The 26,888-nt window shown below is 63.7% G+C and carries 22 protein-coding genes and 1 pseudogene; 13 read left to right on the top strand and 10 right to left on the bottom strand.

What is annotated here, in order from left to right:
* Positions 1-98: 98 nt before the first annotated feature.
* Positions 99-1,568, top strand: a pseudogene (locus AC1DPX_RS18255) (FAD-dependent monooxygenase).
* 9 nt (positions 1,569-1,577) lie between these two features.
* On the opposite strand, the gene AC1DPX_RS18250 reads toward AC1DPX_RS18255, so the two are convergent.
* On the bottom strand, positions 1,578-2,525 hold the full coding sequence (locus AC1DPX_RS18250) for a GlxA family transcriptional regulator (protein WP_477238580.1): 948 nt from the start codon (positions 2,523-2,525) through the stop codon (positions 1,578-1,580).
* An 87-nt stretch (positions 2,526-2,612) separates the two neighbouring features.
* Here AC1DPX_RS18250 and AC1DPX_RS18245 point away from each other — a divergent pair, with 87 nt between their 5' ends.
* The 7 genes from AC1DPX_RS18245 (at position 2,613) to AC1DPX_RS18215 (ending at position 9,689) form a co-directional block, all read left to right on the top strand.
* Complete coding sequence (locus AC1DPX_RS18245; RefSeq protein ID WP_477238578.1) at positions 2,613-3,305, top strand: DJ-1/PfpI family protein; 693 nt, start codon at positions 2,613-2,615, stop codon at positions 3,303-3,305.
* A 123-nt stretch (positions 3,306-3,428) separates the two neighbouring features.
* Positions 3,429-4,163, top strand: a complete 735-nt coding sequence (locus tag AC1DPX_RS18240) for a FadR/GntR family transcriptional regulator (protein ID WP_202354193.1) — start codon at positions 3,429-3,431, stop codon at positions 4,161-4,163.
* Positions 4,160-5,347, top strand: a complete 1,188-nt coding sequence (locus tag AC1DPX_RS18235) for a PLP-dependent transferase (RefSeq protein WP_477238576.1) — start codon at positions 4,160-4,162, stop codon at positions 5,345-5,347. Before AC1DPX_RS18240 ends, AC1DPX_RS18235 begins: the two co-directional genes overlap by 4 nt.
* Positions 5,348-5,376: 29 nt before the next feature.
* Positions 5,377-6,654, top strand: a complete 1,278-nt coding sequence (locus AC1DPX_RS18230; protein WP_202354195.1) for an ABC transporter substrate-binding protein — start codon at positions 5,377-5,379, stop codon at positions 6,652-6,654.
* Between the two features lie 191 nt (positions 6,655-6,845).
* Positions 6,846-7,769, top strand: coding sequence for a carbohydrate ABC transporter permease (locus AC1DPX_RS18225; protein WP_477238574.1), 924 nt, complete (start codon positions 6,846-6,848; stop codon positions 7,767-7,769).
* Positions 7,769-8,617 carry a carbohydrate ABC transporter permease gene (locus tag AC1DPX_RS18220; protein WP_202354197.1) on the top strand — a complete coding sequence of 283 codons (849 nt, stop codon included), beginning with the start codon at positions 7,769-7,771 and terminating at the stop codon, positions 8,615-8,617. The genes AC1DPX_RS18225 and AC1DPX_RS18220 overlap by 1 nt, the downstream gene beginning before the upstream one ends.
* Before the next feature lie 4 nt (positions 8,618-8,621).
* Positions 8,622-9,689, top strand: a complete 1,068-nt coding sequence (locus tag AC1DPX_RS18215) for an ABC transporter ATP-binding protein (RefSeq protein ID WP_477238572.1) — start codon at positions 8,622-8,624, stop codon at positions 9,687-9,689.
* A 98-nt stretch (positions 9,690-9,787) separates the two neighbouring features.
* Here AC1DPX_RS18215 and rpmG read toward each other — a convergent pair whose 3' ends face one another.
* The 8 genes from rpmG to AC1DPX_RS18175 form a co-directional block, all read right to left on the bottom strand.
* Positions 9,788-9,955 (bottom strand): 50S ribosomal protein L33, encoded by a 168-nt coding sequence (gene rpmG / locus AC1DPX_RS18210; protein ID WP_006201775.1) that lies wholly within the window; start codon positions 9,953-9,955, stop codon positions 9,788-9,790.
* A gap of 154 nt (positions 9,956-10,109) precedes the next feature.
* Entirely contained in the window at positions 10,110-10,568 is a 459-nt protein-coding gene (locus AC1DPX_RS18205) for a YqfO family protein (protein ID WP_202354199.1), read from the bottom strand.
* Positions 10,569-10,680: 112 nt separating this feature from the next.
* Complete coding sequence (locus tag AC1DPX_RS18200; protein ID WP_477238570.1) at positions 10,681-11,859, bottom strand: MFS transporter; 1,179 nt, start codon at positions 11,857-11,859, stop codon at positions 10,681-10,683.
* Positions 11,860-11,942: 83 nt separating this feature from the next.
* Positions 11,943-12,683 (bottom strand): NUDIX hydrolase, encoded by a 741-nt coding sequence (locus AC1DPX_RS18195; RefSeq protein ID WP_477238568.1) that lies wholly within the window; start codon positions 12,681-12,683, stop codon positions 11,943-11,945.
* Between the two features lie 73 nt (positions 12,684-12,756).
* Positions 12,757-13,209 (bottom strand): DUF983 domain-containing protein, encoded by a 453-nt coding sequence (locus tag AC1DPX_RS18190; RefSeq protein ID WP_202354202.1) that lies wholly within the window; start codon positions 13,207-13,209, stop codon positions 12,757-12,759.
* Positions 13,209-15,515, bottom strand: coding sequence for a ribonuclease R (rnr, locus tag AC1DPX_RS18185; RefSeq protein WP_477238566.1), 2,307 nt, complete (start codon positions 15,513-15,515; stop codon positions 13,209-13,211). Before rnr ends, AC1DPX_RS18190 begins: the two co-directional genes overlap by 1 nt.
* 6 nt (positions 15,516-15,521) lie before the next feature.
* A complete protein-coding gene (gene topA / locus AC1DPX_RS18180) occupies positions 15,522-18,143 on the bottom strand; it encodes a type I DNA topoisomerase (RefSeq protein ID WP_477238564.1) in 2,622 nt (873 codons plus the stop codon).
* Positions 18,144-18,510: 367 nt separating this feature from the next.
* Positions 18,511-18,888 (bottom strand): COG4315 family predicted lipoprotein, encoded by a 378-nt coding sequence (locus AC1DPX_RS18175; RefSeq protein ID WP_202354205.1) that lies wholly within the window; start codon positions 18,886-18,888, stop codon positions 18,511-18,513.
* A 177-nt stretch (positions 18,889-19,065) separates the two neighbouring features.
* On the opposite strand from AC1DPX_RS18175, the gene AC1DPX_RS18170 reads away from it, so the two are divergent.
* From AC1DPX_RS18170 to AC1DPX_RS18155, 4 genes are all read left to right on the top strand, one after another.
* Positions 19,066-19,812: a cytochrome c biogenesis CcdA family protein gene (locus AC1DPX_RS18170; protein ID WP_477238562.1), complete on the top strand. Its 747-nt coding sequence runs from the start codon at positions 19,066-19,068 to the stop codon at positions 19,810-19,812.
* A gap of 325 nt (positions 19,813-20,137) precedes the next feature.
* On the top strand, positions 20,138-21,514 hold the full coding sequence (glmU, locus tag AC1DPX_RS18165) for a bifunctional UDP-N-acetylglucosamine diphosphorylase/glucosamine-1-phosphate N-acetyltransferase GlmU (protein WP_477238560.1): 1,377 nt from the start codon (positions 20,138-20,140) through the stop codon (positions 21,512-21,514).
* A gap of 200 nt (positions 21,515-21,714) precedes the next feature.
* A complete protein-coding gene (gene glmS, locus AC1DPX_RS18160) occupies positions 21,715-23,538 on the top strand; it encodes a glutamine--fructose-6-phosphate transaminase (isomerizing) (RefSeq protein ID WP_202354208.1) in 1,824 nt (607 codons plus the stop codon).
* A gap of 91 nt (positions 23,539-23,629) precedes the next feature.
* On the top strand, positions 23,630-24,382 hold the full coding sequence (locus tag AC1DPX_RS18155; RefSeq protein WP_202354209.1) for a DUF502 domain-containing protein: 753 nt from the start codon (positions 23,630-23,632) through the stop codon (positions 24,380-24,382).
* Here the strand turns inward: AC1DPX_RS18155 and recG are convergent.
* Positions 24,334-26,442: an ATP-dependent DNA helicase RecG gene (gene recG / locus AC1DPX_RS18150; protein ID WP_477238558.1), complete on the bottom strand. Its 2,109-nt coding sequence runs from the start codon at positions 26,440-26,442 to the stop codon at positions 24,334-24,336. The two genes, AC1DPX_RS18155 and recG, sit on opposite strands and share 49 nt — an antisense overlap.
* Before the next feature lie 92 nt (positions 26,443-26,534).
* On the opposite strand from recG, the gene AC1DPX_RS18145 reads away from it, so the two are divergent.
* The gene (locus AC1DPX_RS18145; RefSeq protein WP_202354211.1) at positions 26,535-26,822 is read left to right on the top strand and encodes a succinate dehydrogenase assembly factor 2; all 288 of its coding nucleotides are present in this window, start codon (positions 26,535-26,537) and stop codon (positions 26,820-26,822) included.
* Positions 26,823-26,888: the final 66 nt, after the last annotated feature.

Raw genomic sequence — 26,888 nt, 5'->3', positions numbered from 1 at the left:
TCCATTTCGTACATATGGCGCACAAGGGGCTTGCGGCAAGACCCGGCTCCTCCCGTAAAAAGCGGCGCAGACCAGGCGTGAAACGGGAGTGACGATTGATGATTTCAGTTCATGCGGTGGTGATCGCCGGGGGCGGTCCGACAGGATTGATGCTGGCGGGGGAACTCGCGCTGGCAGGCGTCGATGTCGCCATCGTCGAGCGGCGCCCGGACCAGCAACTGGTCGGCTTGCGCGCGGGTGGCCTGCACGCGCGCACCATCGAGATTCTCGATCAGCGCGGAATTGCCGACCGGTTTATGTCGCAGGGGCAAAGCTTCCCGACCGTCGGCTTCCACATGATCCGTTTGGACATCAGCGACTTTCCCGGCCGGCACAGCTGTCTCCTGGCGCTGCGGCAAAACCATATCGAACGGATACTGGCCGACTGGATCAACGCGTTGGGGGTGCCGATCTATCGTGGACAGGACGTCACCGGTTTCGCGCAGGATGATGGCGGCGTCGACGTGGCACTGTCCGGTGGCCAATGGCTGCGGGCGCGATACCTCGTCGGCTGCGACGGAGGGCGCAGCACGATCCGCAAGGCGGCGGGCATCGAGTTTCCCGGATGGGATCCGACGATGAGCTGGATGATCGCCGAGGTCGAAATGTCCGGGGAACCGGCATTGGGCTTTCGCAGCGACGCCTACGGAATTCATGCGATAGGCAAGATCGAGGACAGCGACCGGGTGGGTGTCGTGCTGACCGAGAGGCAGTTGACCATCGGAGGTGAACCGACGCTGGTCGACCTCAGCGAGGCGCTTGTCGCCGTCTACGGCACCGATTACGCGGTCCACAGCCCAACCTGGATCTCCCGCTTCACCGATATGACGCGGCAGGCCGCCGCCTACCGCGACAGGCGTGTCCTGCTGGCCGGCGACGCCGCGCATATCCATCCGCCGATGGGCGGGCAGGGGCTCAATATCGGCGTGCAGGACGCGGTCAATCTGGGGTGGAAGCTGGCCCAGGTGGTCAAGCGGACCTCGCCGGAAAGCCTGCTCGACAGCTATCACGCCGAACGTCATCCGATCGCCGCTCGCGTGCTGCGCAACGCCAAGGCGCAGGTTGCGCTGCGTCGCATGGATGCCAGCACCAAGGCCCTGGGCGACATCTTTACCGAGCTGCTCGGTATGGATGAGCCGCGTAAGCGGATTGCCGCGGAGATGTCCGGTCTGGGCATCCATTACGATCTCGGCGAGGGGCATCCACTGCTTGGCCGGCGAATGCCCGACCTCGACCTGGTCGCCGCCGGCGGTCCAGTACGGGTCTTCAGCCTGCTGCATGACGCCCGGCCGGTGCTTCTCGACCTCGGCGAACCAGGCGGACTGGACATCGCGCCCTGGGCGGACCGGGTCCGGCAGACCGAGGCTTGATATGACGGCACCTGGGAACTGCCGGTCCTCGGGGCGGTCGCCGCGCCCGCCGCCGTGCTGATCCGGCCCGATGGCTATGTGGCCTGGGTCGGGGACGGAACCCAACAGGGACTGGCCGACGCGCTGACCACCTGGTTCGGGCCGCCTGCCGCGGGTTAGCGACACGCCTTAGAAGCGTTCGCGATAATCGCGCGGGTTGGTGCCGAGGACGCGTAGAAAGCCGCGCCGCATCGTCTCTTCCGATCCGAATCCGCAGCGGCGGGCCGTCTGGTTGACGGCCTGGCCCCGTTCCAGCATCCCTCGCGCCGCCTCGATCCGGATCTCCTCGATGGCGCGCGCCGGTGTGCGGCCCGTTGCCTCCCGATAGTGCCTGGAGAAACTGCGCGGGCTCATATTGGCGCGCTCGGCAAGGTTCGGCAGCGAAAGGTCGCCGTCCAGATTGTCCTGGATCCAGCCATGCAGCCGGTCGAAGCGTTCGTCGCCTTGCTGAAGCTTGAGTGTCTGGCTGAACTGCGCCTGGCCACCGGGTCGTTTCAGGAAGACCACCAGCTCGCGCGCCACGCTAAGCGCCACGCGCCGGCCAAGGTCGGCCTCGACGAAGGAAAGGGCGAGATCTATGCCCGCCGTCACGCCTGCCGACGTCCAGACATTGCCGTCACGGATGAAGATCGGGTCGGGTTCGAGGCGGACCGCTGGAAAGCGCCGCGCGAATTCGGCGCAGCGTCCCCAATGAGTGACCGCACGCCGGCCGTCGAGCAATCCTGCCGTTGCCAGAAGCATGGCGCCACTGCACACCGACGCTGTCCGCGTGGCGTCGTGCGAGCGGCCGACTATCCATTGGACGAGTTCGGGATCCTCGCAGGCCGCGTTGACGCCCCATCCGCCAGGCACGATCAGCGTATCTATCCTTGACCCATGTGGCGGCAGCGCCGCGGTCTCGAGCACGAGGCCGGCGGACGTCCTGATGCGCGGAGAGGCAGCGACAACCGTGAGCTCGTAGGGCGCTGGTTCACCGGCCTGCGTCCTGAAGTCGTTGGCGCTGGCGAAAACCTGAAGCGGCCCGCTGACATCGAGGAGCTGGATGTCGGGATAGGCAAGGATTTCGATATGGCGCATGGCGATTGGCTTGAAATGAGGGATGATTGGCATTCGTGCCAAAGCATGATGCCTTAGGTTGGCTGGAGTCAATCCAAGGAGAGTTCCATGACGCTTCGTTTCGGCATCCTCGTCTTCCCCAATGTCCAGCAGCTCGACCTCACCGGCCCTTATGAAGTCCTGGCATCGGCCAAGGGCGCCGAGGTGGAATTGATCTGGAAGGATCGCGATCCGGTGACGTCCTCGACACGACTGTCGCTCAACCCAACGGCAACCTTCGACGATTGCCCGCCTTTCGATGTGCTGTGCATTCCGGGTGGAGGCGGCGTCAACCCGCTGCTGGAGGACCAGGCGGTCCTCGATTTCGTGCGGGAGCGCGCTGCGCAGGCACGTTATGTCACCTCGGTATGCAGCGGCGCCCTGGTGCTCGGTGCCGCCGGCCTGCTCAAAGGCAAGCGGGCGACGACGCATTGGTACGCGCATGATTTCCTCGCCGAGTTCGGCGCCATTCCGGTCGACGAGCGCATCGTCGAGGACGGAAACCTGATAACCGCCGGCGGCGTCACCTCGGGGATCGATTTCGGCCTCCTTCTGGTCGCCAGGCTTCTCGGCCAGGCCGAGGCCGAAACGGTGCAGCTCTCGCTCGAATATGCCCCGGCTCCTCCGTTCCAATCGGGCACGCCCGCACAGGCTTCGCCTTCCGTGCTGGCGGAAGCAAAGAAGCGGCTCGCGGGTTCGAGGCGGATTCGCGAGGAGATGTTCGCGCGCTGGCGCGCCACGCGCCTGGTCACGCCGGCTTGAACTGACGGGCCGAACGGCGCCACGGCGCGTCGTTCGGCCCGTCCCCGTTTCGGCTGTTGACACGTCTCTTCGTCCGTGCAGAATTGGTTGGACCATTGGACCACTTTTGCATCGGGAGGATTTGTGGACCAGAACAGCCTGCCACCCATTCAGACGACGGCGCGTGACGACGCCGTTCTGAAGGCGTTGGTGGGCTTTGTCCGCGCCGAGGCGTTGCAGCCCGGTGAGCGCCTTCCGACCGAACGCATCCTGGCCGAGCGGCTGAAGGTCAGCCGCAACACGGTGCGCGAGGCGCTGACGCGGTGGGAGGGGCTAGGTCTCGTCGAGCGCCGGCAAGGCAGCGGCACCTATCTCAAGGCGGCCGTGTCACCCGACATGCTGCACATGCCGCTGACGCTGGCCGGCGGCAACGACTTCACCAGCCTGATGCATACGCTTGAAATCCGCCGCGCGCTGGAAGCCGAGGCAGCGGCCCTTTGCGCCGAACGCGCCAGCCCGGCCGACATTGCCGAGATCGAACGCAAGCTCGACGTCATGGAGCAGGCGTTCCGCACCCGCGACGGCATGTCGTCGGAAGAGGACTGGGAATTCCACCAGGCGATCTACCGGGTCTCCGGCAATCCGCTGTTCGAGCAGATTATCGCCGCCATGCACGAACTGTTCCACCGCTTCTGGGAACATCCGCTGGGCGTGCGAGATTTCGGCCACGCCAGCTTTCCCTATCACCGCACCATCTACGAATGCATTGCCGCGCGCGACCCGCAAGGCGCCCGCGCCGAGGCGCTCAAGCTGATCGCCACCGTCGAGGATGATCTCAAGCGCGGTGCTGCCAAACTCAAACTCTCGAGCCAGACATGAACGAGCATCCCTCAGGTTTCGACCATGATTATCTTGCCGAGGCGGCAACGCTTCTGGCGCATGACGAGCCGTTTCCGGGTGGCGCGGTGGTGCCGCCGATCTACCAGACCTCGCTGTTCACCTTCGCCAACTACGCAGAAATGGCCGACACCTTTGCCGGCAAACGAAAGCAGCCGATCTATTCACGCGGCGACAATCCGACGGTAATGGAGTTCGAGGCGCGCGTCGCCGCACTCGAGGGTGCGGAGGCCGCGCGCGGCTTTTCCAGCGGCATGGCGGCGATCAGCGCCACCGTGCTTGCCTTCGTCGGGGCGGGCGAGCGTATCGTTGCGGTGCGCAACTGCTATGGCGATGCCTACCGGCTGTTCGAGCGGTTGTTGCCGCGGCTCAACATCAAGGTCGACTATGTCGACGGTTCCGATCCGGATGCGGTTGCCGCGGCACTTCCCGGCGCCAAGCTGCTCTACCTGGAAAGCCCGACCTCGATGATGTTCGAGCTCCAGGACATCGCGCATCTGACCCGGTTGGCGAAAGAGCAGGGCATCGTCACCACCATCGACAATTCCTGGGCGACGCCGGTGTTCCAGAAGCCCATCTCGCATGGCGTCGATCTGGTGCTGCATTCGGCCTCCAAATATCTCGGCGGCCACAGCGACACGGTCGCGGGCGTGGTGGCGGGCTCTTCCGCGCACATCAAGCACATCAACGAGCAGACCTATTCCTATCTCGGCGGCAAGCTGTCGCCATTCGAGGCCTGGCTGCTGCTGCGCGGCCTGCGCACGCTGCCGCTGCGCCTGCCGCACCACATGAAGAGCGGGCTCACCATCGCCGAACGGCTGAAGGCGCATGCCCATGTCGAGCGCGTCAACCATCCCGCCTATTCGAACCACCCCGGCAAGGCGACGCTGGGCGGCTATGCCGGCCTGTTCTCCTTCGAGGTGACGGACGATATCGACATCCCGGTCTTCGTCGATGCGCTGAAATATTTCCGCATCGGCGTCAGCTGGGGCGGGCATGAAAGCCTGGTCGTGCCGGCCAAGGCGTCGCTGGAGCAGACGCCGGGACTGAATTCGATGGCGCGCTTCGGCGTCAGCCCCCGAACCATCCGCTTCAATGTCGGATTGGAAAGTGTCGAAGATCTCTGGGCCGACGTCGCCCAGGCCTTCGAAAAAGCCAGAAAATAACAAGCGGGTTCAAAATGGGAGTCTTGAACATGAAAAAACTGACCATCATGCTTGCCACCGTCGCGGGGCTGGCGATTTCCGCCGGCAGCGCGCTGGCCGATTCGACCCTGAAGATGGTCGAAGTCATCACCAGCCCGCCGCGCACCGAATTCCTGAAAAAGCAGATCGCCGAGTTCGAGGCCGCCAATCCCGGCGTCAAGGTCGAGCTGATCTCGCTGCCCTGGGGCCAGGCCTTCGAAAAATTCCTGACCATGGTGCAGGCCGGCGACACGCCCGACGTGGTCGAGATGCCGGAACGCTGGATGGGCCTCTACGCCAACAATGCCCAGCTCGAGGACCTTGGCCCCTACATGGCCAAATGGGATGACGCCAAGACGCTCGGCGAGCGCGCCAAGCAGTTCGGCTCGACGGTCAACAACACCCAGTTCATGATCCCCTACGGCTACTATGTGAACGCGCTGTTCTGGAACAAGAAACTGTTCAAGCAGGCCGGCCTCGACGGGCCGCCGGCGACGCTCGACGAATTCATCGCCGACTCCAAGAAGATCTCCGCCATTCCCGGCAAATACGGCTACTGCCTGCGTGGCGGACCCGGCGCCTTCAACGGCATGCACATGTTCATGAACATCGCCCAGGGCAAGGGCGGTTACTTCAACGAGGACGGCACCTCGACCATCAACGAGGAGGGCTCGGTCAAGGGCCTGCAGATGCTGGCCGACATGTACAAGGACGGACTGGCGCCGAAGGATGCAGTGAGCTGGGGCTTCAACGAAACCGTGACCGGCTTCTATTCCGGCACTTGCGCCATGCTCAACCAGGATCCGGACGCGCTGCTCGGCATCGCCGACAAGATGAGCGCCGACGATTTCGCCGTGGCGCCGCTGCCGGTTGGTCCGAGCGGCAAATCCTACCCCACGCTCGGCTATGCCGGCTGGGCGATGTTCGCCAACTCGCAGCACAAGGACGATGCCTGGAAGCTGATGGCGACGCTTCTGTCGCCAAAGGACAATCTGGAATGGGCCAAGGAAGTCGGCGTCGTGCCGATCCACAACGGCGCCGACCAGGATCCGCATTTCAAGACCGAGCAGTTCAAGGGCTGGTTCACCGAGCTCAGCGACACCTCCAAATATGAAATGGTGACGCCGCCGACGCATCTGGAAAACCTCGGCAATTTCGTCGACCAGGTGGCGATCAAGAACTTCCAGGAAGTGCTGCTTGGCCAAAAGACCGCCAAGGACGTGGCCGACCAATGGGCTCAATTCCTGACCAAGGAACAGCAGGACTGGCTGGCGAAGAACAAGAAGTAAGCGCAGCGCCTCTTTCCTTCTCCCCGTTTCACGGGGAGAAGGTGGCCCGAAGGGCCGGATGAGGGGCGGCGCGAAGTTTTGAGAAGCTAGCGCCGCCCCTCATCTGCCTGCCGGCATCTTCTCCCCGTTGAACGGGGAGAAGGACGCTGTTTTGCCTTCCCGCACCCATCCTCCACCGTAGAGCCAAATCGATGACCTACGCCGTGTCCGAAATCCGATCCGCCGGCAAGCCGCGACGAAAGCGGCTGTCGCACGCCGCCATCGAGCCCTGGCTCTATCTCAGCCCGGCGATCATCCTGCTGGTCGTGGTGCTTTTGGTGCCGCTGGTCATTGGCATCAGCTACTCCTTCCGCAAATTCTCGGCCTTCAAGTCCGAATATGTCGGGCTCGGCCAGTATCAGGCCATGCTGTCGGACCAGGTGCTGGGGCAGGCGCTGGTCAACACGCTGTGGTGGACGGTCGCGAGCCTGTTCTTCCAGTTCTTCCTCGGCCTTGGCCTGGCGCTGCTGCTCGACAAGCCGTTCCGGGGCCGCAAGCTGGTGCAGGCGCTGGTGTTCCTGCCCTGGGCGGTGCCGTCCTTCCTTTCTGGCCTGACCTGGGCCTGGCTGTTCAATCCGATCGTCGGGCCGCTGCCGCACTGGCTGTTTGCCTTGGGGCTGAAAGCAGAGCCGACCAATGTGCTCTCCGATCCGGCAACGGCGATGTGGGGGCCGATCATTGCCAATGTCTGGTTCGGCATTCCGTTCTTCGCCATCACGCTGCTGGCGGCGCTGAAGTCCATTCCGTCGGAACTGCATGAGGCGGCGGCGATCGACGGCGCTTCGCCCTGGCAGCGCTTCACCAAGGTGACGCTGCCGTTCCTGGCGCCGACCATCGCCATCACCGTGATGCTGCGCACCATCTGGATCGCGACCTTCGCCGACCTGATCTTCGTCATGACCGAGGGCGGACCGGCCGGCTCGACCAACACGGTGCCGGTCTACATCTATGTCAGCGCCTTCAAGTCGCTGGACAAGGGCTATGCCTCGGCGGTGGCCGTGCTGCTGCTCGTCCTGCTGATTGCCTATGCCATCGCTTTGATCGCTATCCGCCGCTCCCTGGTGAGGCACGTCTGATGATCGCGGGACGCTCAACCTCACAACGGTTCTTCGGCGGTGTCGGCCTCTACGCGGCGATCGCTGCCTATGTGGTCTTCGCCCTGTTCCCGATCTACTGGACGCTGAAGATATCGGTGACGCCGGAACGGCTGCTCTATTCGGAAGGCATCACCTTCTGGCCTTCGCACATGACGCTGCAGAATTTCGTTACCGTGCTCGAGGCCACCGATTTCCCGCGCTATTTCCTCAACAGCGTCATCGTCTCGGTGTCGACGGCGGCCCTGGTGACGATCATCGCCACGCTCGCCGGCTACGCCATGTCGCGCTTCACCTTTCGCGGCAAGGCGGCGCTGGCGCTGATGCTGCTTTTGACCCAGACCTTCCCGCTGGTGATGGTCATCCCGCCGATCTACCGGGTGATGGGGCAGATCGGCCTGATCAACAGCCTGACCGGGCTGATCATCATCTACACCGCCTTCAACACCGCCTTCGCCACCTTCCTGATGCAGTCCTTCTTCGACGGCATCCCGAAGGATCTGGAGGAAGCGGCGATGATCGACGGCTGCACGCGTGCGCAGGCGATGCGCAAGGTGATCGTGCCGCTGACGCTGCCTGGCATGGGCGCAACACTCGGCTTCGTCTTCACCGCCGCCTGGAGCGAGCTTCTGTTCGCGCTGATGTTGATTTCCAGCGACGACCAGAAGACTTTCGCCGTCGGCCTGCTCACCTTCATCGGCAAGTTCGCCGTCGACTGGGGGCAGATGATGGCGGCGTCCATCCTGGCGCTGATCCCGGTCTGCGTCTTCTTCGCTTTCCTGCAACGCTATCTCGTCACCGGCCTGACCGCCGGCGCCGTCAAAGGATAGATCTATGGCTTCTGTTACACTCGACAAGGTCCGCAAGGACTATGGCGCCGTCCGCGTCCTGCACGCGGTCGACCTTGAAATCGCCGATGGCGAGTTTGTTGTCCTGGTCGGCCCATCCGGCTGTGGCAAGTCCACGCTTTTGCGCATGATCGCCGGGCTGGAGGAGGCTTCCGGCGGTGAGATCCGCATCGGCGAGCGGCTCGTCAATGATGTGGCGCCCAAGGACCGCGACATCGCCATGGTGTTCCAGTCCTACGCGCTTTATCCGCATATGGATGTGTCGAAGAACATGGGCTTCAGCCTGCTTTTGAAGAAGGCGCAGAAGTCCACGATCGATGCCAGGGTGGATGGCGCCGCCAAACGGCTCGGGCTCGACACGTTCCTGGAACGCCTGCCGAGGCAATTGTCGGGCGGCCAGCGCCAGCGCGTCGCCATGGGCCGCGCCATCGTGCGTGACCCCAAGGTCTTTCTGTTCGACGAGCCGCTGTCCAATCTCGACGCCAAGCTGCGCGTGCATATGCGCGCCGAGATCAAGGCGCTGCACCAGCAGTTGAAGACGACTTCGGTCTACGTCACGCACGACCAGATCGAGGCCATGACCATGGCCGACCGGATCGTCGTCATGCATGACGGGCTGATCCAGCAGGTCGGTGCGCCGCTTGACCTCTATGATCGGCCGGCCAACATGTTCGTCGCCGGCTTCATCGGCTCACCAGGTATGAACTTTTTGCCGGCGACGGTGGCGAAGGGTGGAAAATTGGACGCGGTGCTTGCCGATGGCCAGAAGCTGCGGTTGCCGGATGGCCTGCCGCTTGGTGATGGCGACGCGATCACCATCGGCCTGCGGCCCGAACATATAAGGCTGGCCGATGACGGCGCGCTGCAGGGCGAGGTGGTGGTGGTGGAGCCGCTCGGCCTGTCGACGCAGTTCTACGTCAAACTGGCCAATCAGCAGCTCTGCGTCTTCGCCATGGGGCGCGCCGGCGTGAAGCCCGGCGACACCGTGCGGCTGGCCGCCGATCCGGCGGCGCTGCATCTGTTCGATCCGAAAAGCGGCGATCGCATCGGCTGAAGGAAATTCCGCCGGGCCGGGGGGAGCCGGGCCTCTGGCTTGCAAACAAAAACGCCGCCCGATGGGCGGCGTTTTTGTTTGCAGAGGGAAAACCCAGATTACTTGATCTTGGTTTCCTTGAATTCGACGTGCTTCTTGGCGACCGGGTCGTACTTGCGGAACGACAGCTTGTCGGTCTTGGTACGGCTGTTCTTGCTGGTCACGTAGAAGAAACCGGTGTCGGCGGTCGACAGAAGCTTGATCTTGATGTTTGCGGCTTTGGCCATGATCTCAGTCCGTTATGTTCGTGGGGTTTTGGCCGCTGGAGCACGGGAAAACACCCGGACGCGGGAAACTTGGCGCGACACATAAAGAACGTGCCTGGAAAGTCAAGCCCGGCGGAGCTTCTCGGCCCTACCGGAACTGCGCTATAGTCCCAAATCATGCGGTTTCTGTCTCCGGCGCCGCAATCTTTTTCCAGTCCCCGGTGGTGTTCCACCAGCGATTCGGATTGGCACGGTCGTCCAGTCCCTTGGACCGGCTGGCGAGGATCGGCTGGATGCGGATCACCGGCTCCTGATAGGAATGGGCCTGGAAGATCGCTTCGACAACGCGGGCAGCCAGCGCCTGGTCGTCAGGCAGTTCGAAGGACACCTCGACCGTGCCGGGGCGGCGGCGCAATTCGGTTTCGGCGCCGGCCGCGGCCCCTTCAAGCGGCCTGTAGCGCTCGATGCCGTGCGCCGACTGATAGGCGTTGCGGTCATATTTGCCCATCGCCAGCGGGGCGATCGCAACCACCGCGTCCATGATGCGGTCGACATCCGCCGCCGGAGCCTGGAAGGTCACAAGCAGCAGAAGCGTCATTCGCAGGGATGTGGTTTCAAAGCCGCTGTCGATCATGGGAGTGTCCTCAACTACCGATGTTTTGGGGACACTCTTTTACCGCGTGGCTGCTGACACGGTTCTGTCAGCAGCTGCCGCGTGCGGGAACAGAATCGCTACCCCGGACGCGCTACAGAAGGATCTTGCGCACCAGCCTGAAGCAGACCAGGGCGATATAGGCGCCGAAGAACAGGCCGAGAGACCAGCCGAAGCCGGAAGGCCCGAAACTGTCCATGCCGATGCCGATCGCCTGTGGACCAAGCACCATACCGACGCCGTAGCACAGCACAAAGGCCGCGTTGGCCGACGCCAGTTCGTGGCCGGAAAGCTGCGAACCGAGATGAGCGAGGCCGATCGTGTACATCGCCGCGACGACGCCGCCCCAGACGAACAGAAGCGCCGCCATCAAGTGCCAGTTGGCGGCGAAGAAGGGCATGAACAGCGTGCCGGCAAGACCAACCGTGGCGCAGGCGAGCAGCAGGTAGCGGCGGTCCGAAACGCGGTCGCTGATCATGCCGATCGGGATCTGCAAGAGCACATTGCCAAGGCCGATCATGGTCAGCAGCAATGCGGCGTCGGCTTCGGAATAGCCGATGCGGTTGCCATAGACCGGGAACAGCGCAAAGCCGCCTGTCTCGACCGCGCCAAACACCAGAACGGCAAAAGTCGCGGTCGGCACCAGCCAGATGTAGCGCAGAAAATTGCTGGTTTCGCCATCGGCGACGATGGTGGGGCTTTCGTTGCGCGCGGCCAGCACCGGTATCGCGGCCAGCGTGACCAGTGCGATGATGACGCCGAACGGCCTGAAGCCGGAGCTGCCGAGATGGGCAAACAGCCACGGCCCGGCGGCAAAACCGAGCGATAGGACGGTGGCGTAGATGCCTAGAACAAGGCCGCGCCGATGGGGTGGTGCCGACGTGCTGATCCAGAATTCCGACAGGATGAACAGCACCGTCAACGCGATATGCAGCACGATGCGCAGCGGGAACCACATCCAGAAGTCAGGCGCGAAATGGAAGCCGACGAAGGCCAGCGCGCCGGTGGCAATCATGGCGACCATGGTCCAGGCGACGCCAAAGCGCATGGCGAGCGGTGTCGCCAGCGGCGCACCGGCGATCGAGGCGAGGCCGGCGACGGCGGTGTTGAGGCCGATCATCGAGGCCGAGTGGCCGCGCGTTTCCAGGATGACGCTGAGAAGCGGCATGCCGAGACCAATGGCGATGCCGACGACGCTGATCGACGAGATCGCCGCCACCATCGGCAGCCAGTGTACGCGTTCGTCGCCCTGTGGTTGGGTATCGACCGTCATGGGATGCTGAATACTCTGTCTCGTTGATCTTACGCAATTCCGGACGGAAAACCGCGTCACACTCTTCCTGGAATTGCTTTGCTCTACAGAAGGTCGCGGGTGAAGCGGTTGCGGACAAGCCGGTAGAAGGGCACGGGGCCACCCGGACGCAGCAGCGGATCATGGGCGAGGCGCTTTTCCAGCTCGTCCAGGATCATTCGGGTGATGTCGGGTATGTCGGCTTCGCGGGCTTTCGCAAGGGGCAGCCAGACCAGTTCCTCGAGTTCGTTGGTCGGACCGCCGTCCGGCAGTTCGACGGCCACATCGCTGCGCCAGGCGCTGAAGAAACGCGTGTCGAAGCGGCGCACCCGGTTGGGCGGAGTGATGGCGCGCGCGATGAAGCGTAGCGTTTCGAGCGAAGGTTTCACGCCATGTTCGACAAAACCTTGCCAGTCACGCTTGTCGGTGACAAAGGCGGCCTTCTGGCCGATCAGCAACCCGGCTTCCTCATAGGTCTCGCGGATTGCGGACAAGGCCACGGCTCGGGCTCGCGCGGCACTGGTGCGGCCGGGACCGGCGAGCAGCTTCGCTTCCTCGTCGCGATGCAATGCGGTGGCCGTCGCGATGCGGCTGTCGGCCGGATCGGTACGGCCGCCGGGAAACACGAATTTTCCGGGCATGAAGGCGTGGCCGGCGTGACGGCGCCCCATCAGCACCAGCACCTCATCGCCCTTGCGGTCGAGCAGGATCAGCGTCGCGGCGTCACGCGGACGCAGGGGCCGGCCGCCATGTGCGGCAAGACCCTTGTCGAGCTTGTCGACATCCGCCCTGGTCATTGCTTCCATGCGCTGGACCTAGCGGAAACTTCTTGCAAACGAAAGTGGCCTTTCACGGTCGGTATGTTGCGCCAGTAGCGCTTTAGGCGCCGTGGTGGGAGCCCGTCCCATCCTTTTCACCACCGAATCCGTGCATATAGAACGCCCATTGCAGTCCGATGACGGCGCCTTTGACGGGCTGGAGCAGGGCAACCGACAAGATGATGGTCAGCGGCACCCAGATGAGGATGTGCTGCCAGGTGGAGAGCGTCGACGTCGCTTCGACGCCCATGAAGGCGCCGAGAACGATGTGGCCGACGATGACGATGACCAGATAGGCCGGCAGGTCGTCGGCGCGATGGTGATGGATTTCCTCACCACAGACGCTGCAGGTCTCGACGGTCTTGGTGAAGCCGCGAAACAGCTTGCCTTCGCCACAGTTCGGGCAGCGGCCCAGGAGGCCGCGCTTCATCGCCGTCCATAGCGGGCGGGCAACCCGGCCCGTGTGATGTTCGCCGCCGAACACCTGTTCCTGTATCCCTAATTCTTTTGGCATCATCGTCTCCTGCCGCGCGAACCCGGTCGCGATTGCGACGCACGGGCGCGGCCCTTAGCCTTGTGAAACGACCTGGTGGAGCCTGGCAGGGGCTTCGGGTCGGTCAACATCTCGAAGCGCATCGCGCCGGCCATCGGCGCCACCTCGACGAGCCGGACCTCGACATGGTCCGCGAGCTGGTAGCCTTTGCCCGTGCGTTCTCCGAACAGGGAGCGAGCCGTTTCGTCGTATATATAGTAATCGCCGCCCAGAGTTGACACGGGGATGAAGCCATCGGCGCCATATTGCGGCAATTGGACAAATAGTCCTGATTTGGTGACGCCGGAGATGCGGGCGTCGAACCGGTCGTCGATACGCTCGGCGAGATAGGCCGCGATCAGCCGGTCGACCGTGTCGCGCTCGGCCGCCATGGCGCGGCGTTCGGTGCCGGAGATCAGTATCGCAACGTCTTCGAGCCGAGCTGCCTCGTCCTGCGTCAGTCCTCCCGGACCGAGGCCGAGTGCGGCAATAAGCCCGCGATGCACGATCAAATCGGCATAGCGGCGGATCGGCGAGGTGAAATGCGCGTAGCGCCTGAGGTTGAGGCCGAAATGGCCGATATTCCCGGGCGAATATTCGGCCTGGCTCTGCGAGCGCAGCACCACCTCGTTGACCAGCGCCTCATTGTCGGCGCCGCGCACGCGCTCGAGAATGCCGTTGAACTGGCTGGGCCGCATCTGCGCGCCGCGCGCCAGCGACAGGCCGAGCGTCTGCAGGAATTCGCGCAGCGATTCCTGTTTGGCGAGCGAGGGCGCGTCGTGCACGCGGTAGACCAGCGCCTGCTTCTTCGCCTCCAGCGTCTCGGCGGCGGCGACATTGGCCTGGATCATGAATTCTTCGATGAGCTTATGGGCATCGAGCCGTTCCGGCACGACGACGCGGTCGACCGTCCCATCCGGCTTGAGCATGATCTTGCGCTCCGGCAGGTCGAGTTCGAGCGGCTGGCGGCCGGCGCGACCACGCTTGAGGATCGCATAGGCATCCCATAGCGGCTTCAGCACCGTGTCGAGGATCGGGCCGGTCTTGTCGTCCGGCGCGCCGTCGATGGCCGCCTGTGCCTGCGGGTAGGCGAGTTTCGCCGCCGATTTCATCATCACGCGGTGGAAGGAGTGCCTGATCTTGTGGCCATCGGCGGCGAAGGTCATGCGCACGGCGAGCGCCGGGCGATCCTGGCCCTCGCGCAGCGAACAGAGATCGTTGGAGATGCGCTCGGGCAGCATCGGCACGACGCGGTCCGGGAAATAGACCGAATTGCCGCGCTTCAAGGCTTCGCGATCCAGCGCCGTGCCGTAGCGGACATAGGCGGCGACATCGGCGATCGCCACGGTGGCGATCACGCCCCCCGGGTTCTTTTCGTCGAGATCGGGCGTCGCGAAGACGGCGTCGTCATGGTCCTTGGCGTCGGCCGGATCGATGGTGACCAGCGGCAGGTCGCGCCAGTCCTCGCGGTGATCAAGCGTCGCCGGCTTGACGGCTTCGGATTCGGCGATGACGTCGGCCGGGAAGATGTGCGGGATGTCGTGGGCGTGGATGGCGATCATCGAGACCGCCTTTTCGCTGGTCAGCGAACCCAGCACGTTGAGCACCTTGGCGCGCGGCAGCCCATAGCGGGAAGCCCGCGCCGGCTCGACCTCGACCAGGTCGCCGTTGTTGGCGCCGTTCTGGAATTCCTTGTCGACGATCAACTCGGGCTGGCGCCGTTCCACCGGCTCGATGCGGAAGGTGCCGTCCTTCAGCACACGGAAGACGCCGAGGACGGCATCGGTGCGCTTCTCGAAGATCTTCATCACCCGCCCGGTATAGGCGGGGCCGGACGGATCGTCGGTCGGGAAAGTCTTGGCCAAGACGCGGTCGCCGATGCCCGGCGCCGGACCGTTGCCGCCGCGCGAGACGCGGATCGAGACCACGGGCGGCTCGCCTGTGCCGACGGCCTCAGCCGGATGCGCCAGCAAGATGCCGTCGCCGTCACGGCCGAAAATGTCGAGCACGGCGACATGGGGCAGGGCGCCGACGCGGGCCAGCCGCTTGCGCTCCTTGGTGAGCACGCCTTCATCCTGCAGGTCGCGCAGAATGTCTTTCAGCCAGATGCGGTCGTCGCCTCGCAGCGCGAAGGCCTTGGCGATGTCGCGCTTTCCGGCACGGTCGGGATTTTCGGCGATATAGCGCAGGATTTCATCGCGCGAGGGCCGGTAGTCGTTCTTGACCTTGGCCCTCGTGTCGGCGGTGCGTGGATCGCCGTGGCTTCGTCCGGTGATCCTGCGCGCCACGCCGTCCTACCCTTTTTTCTTCGCGGCCGGCTTCTTGGCCGCTGTTTTCTTGGCGGCAGGCGCCTTGGCGGCCGCTGCCTTGCGGAACGGCTTCTTGCCGCCGCCGCCCTTGGCTTCCTTCTCGGCAATCAGCGCCAACGCATCCTCGATGGTCACCGATTGCGGATCCTTGCCCTTGGGCAGCGTGGCATTGACCTTGCCGAAATTGACATAGGGTCCGTATTTGCCGTCGCGCACGACGATCTTGCCGCCACCGTCAGGATGGTCGCCGAGCTCCTTGAGCGCAGCGGCAGTGCCGCCATTGCGGCCGCCCTTGCCCTTCGACTGCTTCTCGGCAATCACCGTGACGGCGCGGTTGAGGCCGATCGAGAACACGTCCTCGATGCTGTCGAGATTGGCGTAGGTGCCATCATGCAGCACGAACGGGCCGTAGCGGCCGAGCCCGGCCGAGATCATCTTGGACGTTTCAGGATGTTTGCCGATATCGCGCGGCAGCGCCAGCAACGCCAGTGCTTTCTCGTGATCGATGGATTCCGGCGTCCAGCCCTTGGGCAGGCTCGAGCGCTTGGCTTCCTTGCCATCGCCGCGCTGCAGGTAGGGACCGAAGCGACCCGAGCGCAGGGTGATTTCCTCCGCCGTGTAGGGATCCTTGCCGAGCACCTTGGTGCCGTCATCGCCGCCGCCATTCTCGCCATTCGGATTGGCGGCGTCGCCGAGCTGGCGGGTGAAGGAGCATTCGGGATAGTTCGAGCAGCCGACGAAGGCGCCGAACTTGCCGAGCTTCAGCGACAGGTTGCCGGTGCCGCATTTCGGGCAGATACGCGGGTTGGAGCCGTCTTCCCGCGTCGGGAACACCAGCGGCGCCAGTTCCTCGTTCAGCGCATCGAGCACGTCGGTGACGCGCAGCTCCTTGATGTCGGCGACGGCGCCCGAAAAATCCTTCCAGAAATCGCGCAGCACGTCCTTCCAGGCGAGCTTGCCGTCGGAGATCTCGTCGAGCTTTTCCTCGAGCGAGGCTGTGAAGTCGTATTCGACATAGCGCTCGAAGAAGCTTTCGAGGAAGGCGGACAACAGGCGGCCCTTGGCTTGCGGCACCAGCCGGCGCTTGTCGATCGTGACATAGTCGCGGTCTTCCAGCGTCTTCAGGATTGCCGTGTAGGTCGAAGGCCGGCCGATGCCGAGTTCTTCCAGCTTCTTGATCAGCGACGCCTCGGAATAGCGCGGCGGCGGCTCGGTCGTGTGCTGGGTGGCGTTGATCGCCTGGCGGGCAAGCTGCTCGCCGGCGCGAATTTCCGGCAGACGGCGGTTTTCCTCGTCTTCGGCGTCGTCGTCCTTCTGGTCGGTGTAGGCGGCGATGAAGCCGTCGAAGCGAACGACCGAACCGACAGCGCGAAGCTCGGCGGTGCGGGCGCCGTTGACCGCCTCGATCTCGACGGTGGTGCGCTCGATCTCGGCCGGCTGCATCTGGCTGGCGATGGCGCGCTTCCAGATCAGCTCATAGAGCCGCATCTGGTCGGAATCGAGATATTGCCGGACCGAGGCCGGCGTGCGCATGAAATCCGTCGGACGGATCGCCTCGTGCGCTTCCTGGGCATTCTTGGCCTTGGTCGTATAAAAACGCGGCTTTTCCGGCAGGTATTTCGGGCCGAATTCCTTGGCGATGGCGTCGCGGGCGGCGTCGATCGCCTCCGGCGCCATCTGCACGCCGTCGGTTCGCATATAGGTGATGAGGCCGGTGGTCTCGCCGCCGATCTCCATGCCTTCATAGAGCCGCTGCGCCACCTGCATGGTGCGGGTGGCGGAGAAACCGAGGCCCGAAGAGGCGGCCTGCTGCAACGTCGAGGTGGTGAAGGGCGGGCCGGGGTTGCGCTTGGTGGGCTTGGCTTCCACCGACAGCGCCTTGAAGGTCGCGCCCTCGAGCATCGCCTTGATGTCGTCGGCCTGAGCCTTGTTGGCAATGTCGAGCTTTTGCAGCTTCTTGCGCTCGAAGGCGGTCAGCCGCGCTTCGAAAGTCTCGTTGCGCGGCGTGCCGAGTATGGCGGCAATCTGCCAATATTCCTCGCGGATGAAGCGTTCGATCTCGGATTCGCGGTCGCAGACGAGGCGCAGCGCCACGGACTGGACGCGGCCGGCCGAACGGGCGCCGGGCAATTTGCGCCACAGCACCGGCGACAGCGTGAAGCCGACGAGATAGTCCAGCGCCCGGCGAGCGAGATAGGCATCGACCAGCGGCGCATCGATCTGGCGCGGATTGGCCATGGCTTCCAGCACCGAGGACTTGGTGATGGCATTGAAGACGACGCGGCTGACCGGCTTGTCCTTCAGTGCGCGCTTCTGCTTCAGCACTTCCAGCACATGCCAGGAAATGGCCTCGCCCTCGCGATCCGGGTCGGTGGCGAGGATCAGGCCGTCGGCATCCTTGACCGCCTTGGCGATGTCGGCGAGCCGCTTGCCCGAGGCGGTGTCGACCGCCCAGGACATGGCGAAGTCTTCATCCGGGCGCACCGAACCGTCCTTGGCCGGCAAATCGCGGACATGGCCGAACGAGGCCAGAACCTTATAGTTCTTGCCGAGGTATTTGTTGATTGTCTTCGCCTTGGCCGGCGATTCGACGACGACGACGTCCATGAGGTCTCATATCAGCTGTGATGCGGCAGAAGAATTCCGCTGCGCGCGACGAAATCTCGTTCTATTTGCCGCTCACATGGCCGCGCTTTTGCATCCGGTCAAGGGGAAGCGCCCAAATTGCGGAGCTGTTGGCAGCAATACACTCTTAGAGTGTATGGAGAAAATCACAGATTTTGGCCTGGAGAGATGACGCACTTCGCTCGGCGCAAACGGCCCGATTCATTTTTCCGCCGAGTCGGGGAGAATGCGGCCGCGTACGGCGGAGTGACGACGAAGAGAAAGGCCGTTGGGGCTGGCCGCCGGCTGCATGGAGGGATGCCTGGCGACCAGCTCTGTCCCGCCGGCAGGCGGGTGAAGGTATCGAGGATCAATCGGCTTTGGCGATGTGCCAGACGCCCGCGACGCCATCGCCAGCCACATCGCCGGCCTTCTTGTCCTTGATGAAGGTGTAGAGCGGCTTGCCGTCATAGGCCCACATCTTGGTGCCGTCGGTACGGTCGACGATCGTCCAGCCTTCGGAGGTCTTCGCGCCGGCGTCGGCCTTCAGCGGCGGCCAGTTGGCGGCGCATTTGTCGTAGCAGTTCGACTTGCCCTTCTCGTCCTTGTCATAGGTATAGAGGGTCATTCCCTTGGCGTCCGTGTAGATCTTGGTGCCGTTGACCTCGGCTTCCTTCCACGCCTCGGCGGCAAAGGATGCGGCGGTGCTGAGAAGCAGTGCGGCCAGCCCTATGGTTATGGTTTTCATGGAAATCTCCCTGGCTGATATCGAGACGCGCGGGAAATCGCGGTCTCTTTGACATCAACGTCCCATGCCGCCGCTTTCGTCCCTAATGTCCGTATGCGGCTGACTTTCCACACAATGGTGATTGGCAGACAGGCCTGGCCGTCGCTATATCCGCCCGGGAGCAGTCGGAGTTTTGGAATGGCACTGGATATCGGCTATGTCAGCGCCGTCGGGGCAGGGGCCATCTCGTTCCTGTCGCCTTGCGTGCTGCCGCTGGTGCCGCCTTATCTCTGCTACATGGCAGGTGTGTCGGTCGACGATTTTCGCGGCGATGCGGGCGTCACAGCACGCGAAGGCACGCGCGGCGCACTGCTTTATTCCTCGATCGCCTTTGTGCTCGGCTTCTCGACCGTGTTTGTCGCGCTTGGCGCCGGTGCCTCGACCATCGGCAGGCTGCTGCGGGTCTGGCAGGAGCAGCTGGCGATGGGCGCCGGTGTGCTGATCATCCTGATGGGCCTGAATTTCCTCGGCATATTGCGCATTCCGCTATTGTCGCGCGAGGCGCGCTTCCAGTCGCAGGGCAAGCCGGCCAGCGCCATCGCCGCCTATGTCATGGGGCTCGCCTTCGCCTTCGGCTGGACGCCCTGCATCGGCCCGGTGCTGGGGCCGATCCTGACGCTGGCCGGCGGACGCGAAACCGTGGGCGAGGGCGCGCTATTGCTCGCCGCCTATTCGCTCGGACTTGGCATCCCCTTCCTGATCGCCGCCCTGTTTTCCGGCGCCTTCATGCGCTTCCTCGGCAAATTCCGCGTCCATCTCGGCCGTGTCGAAAAGGCCATCGGCGCGCTGCTGGTGGTCGCCGGCGTGTTTTTCCTGACCGGCGGCGTGCAGACGGTGTCCTACTGGCTTCTGGAGAATTTTCCGGTGCTGGGACGGTTGGGGTAAAAGGATGACCTGCAGCCATGTCTCGGTGACATCGTGGCCAAGGTGTAATGGTCGGGCGACTACGAACGGAAGGATGGGAGCGCCTTACCCATCGATTTCAAGGTCGACTACCTCATCGAAAGACGCGACGGTCGGCTAAAGGTATTTGGCTGGATTTCCGGCGATGAACAGGCTGAATTCAGGAAGCACGGCTTGATATAGATGCAAATCCGCTGACTAAGAGTCAGCTTCTCCCACATCTCACCGGAATTTAACCGCATTGGTGCAACATGGCGCCGCTGCTAGCATGATTTGATTCCCAACCCTTTTCACACGGTTGCCTTCCATGAGCCAGAGATCCTGCCTGTCCGTCATCCTCGCCGCCGGCGAAGGCACGCGCATGAAGAGCGCGCTGCCGAAGGTGCTGCACCAGATCGCGGGCCTGCCGATGGTCGCCCATGTGGTGAAGGCGGCCGATGCCGCCGGTGCCACTAGCGATGCCATCGTCATCGGCCATGGCGCGGAAGAGATGCGCAAGGCGGTGGCGAAATTCGCACCCAAGGCCGAGACCTTCGTGCAGGAAAAACGCCTGGGTACGGCGCATGCGGTTCTTGCCGCACGTGAAGCGATATCAAGGGGTTATGACGACATCCTGGTGATGTTCGGCGATACGCCGCTGATCGATGCGGAAGCGCTGAACCTGGCTCGGCTGAAACTCGCCGAAGGTGCGGCCGTCGCCGTGATCGGCTTCCGCCCACCTCTTCCAAACGGCTATGGCCGGCTGGTCGAAAAAGGCGGCAAGCTGATTGCCATCCGCGAGGAAAAAGACTGTTCCGAGGCGGAAAAGAAGATCGGCTTCTGCAATGCCGGCATGATGGCGGTCGCCGGCGCCCACGCGCTGAAGCTGCTCGACGCGGTCGGCAACAAGAACGCCAAGGGCGAGTACTATCTGACCGACATCGTCGAGATCGCCAGCGCGCAAGGTCTCGATGTCGTCGCCACCGAGGCCAGTTTCGAGAATGCGCTCGGCATCAACAACCGCGCCGAGCTGGCGCAGGCGGAAGGCATCTGGCAGGCACGCCGCCGTCAGGAGGCGATGCTGTCGGGCGTGACGCTGCTGGCGCCGGAGACGGTCTATTTCTCGCACGACACCGAGATCGGCGCCGACACCGTGGTCGAGCCGAATGTTTGGTTCGGTCCGGGCGTGAAGATCGCCGGCGGCGCCAAGATCCATGCCTTCAGCCATATCGAAGGGGCCACCATTGCATCGAATTGCGATGTCGGGCCGTTCGCACGGTTGCGGCCGGGCGCCGATCTTCGCAACAAGGCGAAGGTCGGCAATTTCTGCGAGGTCAAGCAGGCTGTTGTCGAGGAGGGCGCCAAGGTCAATCATTTGACCTATATCGGCGATGCCCGCGTCGGCGCGGGCGCCAATATCGGCGCCGGCACCATCACCTGCAATTATGACGGCTATTCGAAATTTTTCACCGATATCGGCGAGGGGGCTTTTGTCGGCTCGAATTCCTCGCTGGTGGCGCCGGTGTCGATCGGCAAGGGCGGCTACATCGCCTCCGGCAGCGTCATCACCGAAAGCGTACCCGACGATGCGCTGGCCTTCGGCCGCGCCCGCCAGAAGACGATCCCCGGCAAAGGCAAGGAGTTGCGCGAGCGATTTGCCTCGGCCGCGGCGGCGAAGAAGAAGCCAGCCGGCGCAGACCACTGACGGTCAGCCGGCGCGCTTACCTCCGCCAAAGCAATCGAAAAAACCGAGCAATTGCAGTAACCGGATTGCAAGAGCGGTCCGGCATGATGCATGCGTTGAAAAACGTCCTTTACACCGGACGAAATGCAATGTGACTTTCGCGGCAGGCCGGCCATCCCTAAGTATCGCTGGTTTTCCGTGGGGAATCGGGGGCTATCTGCATGTGCGGTATCGTTGGAATCGTCGGCCACTCGCAGGTTGCGCCGCTCATTGTCGATGCGCTGAAGCGGCTCGAATATCGTGGCTATGACTCGGCTGGCGTCGCCACAATCGAGCGCGGTCAGCTCGCCCGCCGCCGCGCCGAGGGCAAGCTGATCAACCTCGAACGCCGGCTCAAGGAGGAGCCGCTCGACGGCACGATCGGCATCGGCCACACGCGCTGGGCCACGCACGGCGTGCCCAATGAGACGAATGCCCATCCGCATTTTTCCGATGGCGTCGCCATCGTCCACAACGGCATTATCGAGAACTTTGCCGAACTGCGCGACGAGCTGGTCCGCGACGGCTATTCCTTCTCCTCGCAGACCGACACCGAGGTCGTGGCGCATCTGGTGGCGCGCGAGTTGGCCAAGGGGCTGAAGCCGGTCGAAGCCGCGCACCAGGCGCTGAAGCGGCTGCAAGGCGCCTTTGCGTTGGCTATCATGTTCAAGGGCGACGAAGACCTGATCGTCGGCGCCCGCAACGGCCCGCCGCTTGCCGTCGGCCATGGCGACGGCGAGATGTTCTTGGGTTCCGACGCCATCGCGCTGGCCCCGTTCACCAATTCGATCACTTATCTTGAAGACGGTGACTGGGCGGTGGTCCGTCACGACGGCGTCACGATCTTCGACATCGACGGCAAGGAGGTCGAGCGCAAGCGTCAGCAGTCGCTGTCGACCTCCTTCATGGTCGACAAGGGCAACCGCCGCCATTTCATGGAAAAGGAAATCCATGAGCAGCCCGAGGTGATCTCCCACACGCTCGCCCATTACGTCGATTTCGTCTCCGGCGTCTCCAAGCCGCTCGACCTGCCGTTCGATTTCGCCAAGATCGGCCGGCTGGCGATTTCCGCCTGCGGCACCGCCTATCTCGCCGGGCTGATCGGCAAATACTGGTTCGAGCGCTATGCGCGGCTGCCGGTCGACATCGATGTCGCCTCGGAGTTCCGCTACCGCGAGATGCCGCTGTCGGCCAATGATGCCGCCTTCTTCATCTCGCAATCGGGCGAGACCGCCGACACGCTGGCCTCGCTGCGCTACTGCCGCAAGGCCGGCATGAAGATCGGCGCCGTCGTCAATGTGCGGGAATCGACGATGGCGCGCGAATCCGACGTGGTGCTGCCGACATTGGCCGGGCCTGAGATCGGCGTCGCCTCGACCAAGGCTTTCACTTGCCAGCTCTCGGTGCTGGCCTCGCTTGCGGTGCGCGCCGGCGTGGCGCGCGGCACGATTTCGAAGGAGCAGGAGAAGACCTTGGTGCGCGCGCTTTCGGAAGCGCCGCGCTATGCCAACCAGGTGCTCAAGCTCGAAGAGCAGATCGAGCGCATCGCGCGCGAGCTGTCGCGCTACAAGGACGTGCTCTATCTCGGCCGCGACACCAATTTCCCGCTGGCCATGGAAGGCGCGCTAAAGCTCAAGGAAATCTCCTATATCCACGCCGAGGGCTATGCGGCGGGCGAATTGAAGCACGGGCCGATCGCGCTGATCGACGAGAACATGCCGGTCATCGTCATTGCGCCGCATGACCGGATTTTCGAGAAGACCGTGTCGAACATGCAGGAAGTGGCTGCGCGCGGCGGCAAGATCATCCTGATCACCGACGCCAAGGGCGCAGCGCACTCGAGCGTGAAGACGATGGAGACGATCATCCTGCCGGACGTGCCGGAAATCATTTCGCCAATCATCTATGCACTGCCGATCCAGATGCTGGCCTATTTCGCCGCCGTGTTCATGGGCACCGACGTCGACCAGCCGCGCAACCTGGCGAAATCGGTCACGGTGGAGTAGGCCCCAAACAGCCGCTCTTTAAAAACTTCGCAGTTCCAAACGGCGTTCCGGTTCACTAATGTTGCGCTGCAACCCGCGCCCCCGGTGAACCATGTCCGATGCTCCCAAGACCTCCGGCATGACCCGGTTGAGGAACTATTTCCTCACGGGCTTCGTCGTCTGCGCGCCGCTGGCGATCACAGCCTATATCGCCTGGTCATTCATCGGCTGGGTCGATTCCTGGGTGAAACCCTATATTCCGGCGCGTTACAACCCCGACACCTACCTGCCGTTTCCGGTTCCGGGGTTCGGGCTGATCGTCGCGCTGATCCTGATCACGTTGATCGGTTTCCTCACCGCAAACATTGTCGGCCGCGCCATTGTCGGTTTCGGCGAACGCCTGCTCGGCCGCATGCCGCTGGTGCGCGGCATCTACGGCTCGCTGAAGCAGATTTTCGAGACTGTGCTGTCGAACAAGGGCGACATGTTCCGCCAGGTCGGACTGGTCGAATATCCGCGCAAGGGCGTGTGGTCGCTGGTGTTCGTGGCCAGCGAGAAGGAAACCGAGATCAATGAGAAGCTCGACCAGGAAGGCGACCCGCTGATCGCGGTGTTCATGCCCTGCACGCCGAACCCGACGACCGGGTTCCTGATGTATGTGCTGAAGTCGGACATCGTGCTGCTCGACATGACGATCGAGGACGGCGCCAAGCTGATCGTCTCGGCCGGGCTGGTGGCGCCGGAAGTGAAAAGCAAGATGGTGACGCTGAATGGCGAACCGATCAACGGAACGGTCGCCAATCCGCCGCTAGGGCCTCATCCGGCGCGCAGGAGCCGCACGGCCTCGTCGCGACCGAACAAATAAAGCAGCAGGCGCAGCGCCTCGCCGCGGTCGGATTGCAGTTCCGGGTCGTGTGACAGGATCAGCCTGGCATCGTCGCGGGCAGCCTCCAGGAGATCGGCATGCGCCTCGATGCGCGCTACCTGGAAGCCCGGCGTGCCGGACTGGCGGGTGCCGAGAAGCTCGCCTTCGCCGCGCAGTTTGAGGTCTTCCTCGGCGATCAAAAAGCCGTCTTCGGTCTCGCGCATCACCGACAGCCGGCGCTTTGCCGTCTCGCCGAGCGGATCCTTGTAGAGCAGCACGCAGGAGGAGGGCTTGTCGCCGCGCCCGACGCGGCCGCGCAACTGGTGCAGTTGTGCGAGGCCGAAGCGCTCGGCATGCTCGATGACCATGACTGTGGCATCGGGAACATCGACGCCGACCTCGATGACCGTGGTTGCGATCAGGATACGGGTCTCGCCCTCCTTGAAGGCGCGCATCGCCTCGTCCTTCTCCGCACCTTTCATACGGCCGTGGACGAGGCCGATGCGGTCGCCAAACAGCGGCTTCAGCGAAGCAAAGCGATCCTCAGCCGACATCAGCTTGATCTCTTCGGATTCCTCGACCAGCGGGCAGATCCAGTAGATTTTCTGGCCGCCGGCGACGGCATCCTCCATGCGGCCAACCAGTTCGTCGAGACGCTCCAGCGGCAGCGTGACGGTGCGGATCGGCTGGCGGCCGGCGGGCTTTTCCGTCAGCTTGGAGACATCCATGTCGCCGAAGGCGGTCAGAACCAGCGTGCGCGGGATGGGAGTGGCCGTCATCACCAGCATGTCGGGCGCGTCACCCTTGGCGGTGATGGCGAGCCGCTGGTGGACGCCGAAGCGATGCTGCTCGTCGATGATTGCCAGCACCAGATCGTGGAAGGTCACCGCCTCCTGGAACAGGGCGTGGGTGCCGACGACGATGTCGATCTCGCCGCTGGCCAGGCCGGCCAGTGTTTCGGTGCGTTCGCGGCCTTTTTCGCGGCCGGTGAGGATGGCGGTGCGCAGCCCGACCTTGGCGGCCAGAGGCGTGATCGTTGCCAGGTGCTGGCGCGCCAGGATTTCGGTCGGCGCCATCAGCGCCGCCTGGCCGCCGGCCTCGACGGCGCGCGCCATGGCAAGCAGCGCGACCACCGTCTTGCCCGAGCCGACATCGCCCTGCAGCAGCCGCAGCATGCGCTCGGGGTCGGCAAGGTCGGCATTGATTTCGGCCAGCGCGAATTCCTGACTTGCGGTCAGCGAATAGGGAAGGGCCGCACGCAGATCATCGACGATGCGGCCGTCGCCGACCAGGGGACGGCCGGACAGGCGGCGGATCTTTGCCCGCACCAGCGCCAGCGAGACCTGGCCCGCCAGCAACTCATCATAGGCAAGACGCCGCCACGCGGCGCCGTCGACGGAAACATCGATCGGGTCGGCCGGATTGTGGATGCGCGTAAGGGCGTCGGCAAAGGTGGGAAAGGTGTGCCGGCGCATGAAGGCGCCGTCCTGCCATTCCGGCAATTCGGGCAGACGCGCCAGCGCCTGGCCGATCGCCCGGCGCAACACCTTGCCCGAGAGGCCCGCGGTGAGCGGATAGACCGGTTCGACCAGCGGCAGGTTCTCCGCCTCGCTGGCCAGCGCGATATGGTCGGGGTGGACCATGGTCGGGCGGCCGTTGAACCATTCCATGCGGCCCGAGACCACGACATGCTCGCCCACGGGCATTGCCTTTTCGAGATAGGCGGCGTGCGCATGGAAGAAGGTCAGGCCGATTTCGCCGGTATCGTCATGGGCATAGACCCTGTAGGGCACGGATCTGTTGCCGCGCGGCGGCGGCTGGTGGCGGTCAATGCGCACGTCGAGCGTAACGATCTGGCCTTCCGCGGACCCTGCGATGCCCGGCCGGCTGCGACGGTCGATGACTGTATGCGGCAGCACGAACAGAAGGTCGCCCGCGCGGGCCGCGCGATCACCAAGATCGGCCGTGACGACCTTCTCGATCAGCGCGCCGACCTTCGGCCCGACGCCGGCAAGCGAAGTGATCGGAACGAACAGCGGATCGAGGATGGAAGGACGCATGATGTCAGCTTATGTCGCGACGGCCTCAGCGCAAGGCTGACAGCCCCTTCTATCCACGCTATATGCGCCGCAGCAAGTGAGGATGCGCCACAATGACCGGAACGAAACGATCAAGCGAGGGGCTGGACGCTCACCGCCGCAAGCTGTTGTTCCGCTCCTGGCATCGCGGCATGCGCGAGATGGATCTCATCCTCGGCACCTTCGCCGACGCCGAGATCGGCGCCTTGACGGCTGAGGAAATCGACCAATATGAGAGGCTCCTCGACATTTCCGACACCGAATTCCTGCCGCTGATCACCGGTGAGCGTCCGATTCCGGCGGATATCGATTGTCCTGTCCTGCAAAAGATCCTGGCGTCCCGCCGGACCATGACTTTCTGACCAACAGCAATTCCAGGAAAAGTGCGAAGCGGTTTTCCCACAGGAATTGCGGCAAACAAAGACCGT

The organism is Mesorhizobium sp. 01N446 (genome assembly GCF_056399285.1).
The sequence above is the reverse complement of the archived record's forward strand: the minus strand, read 5'-3'. Positions and strand labels throughout refer to the sequence as shown.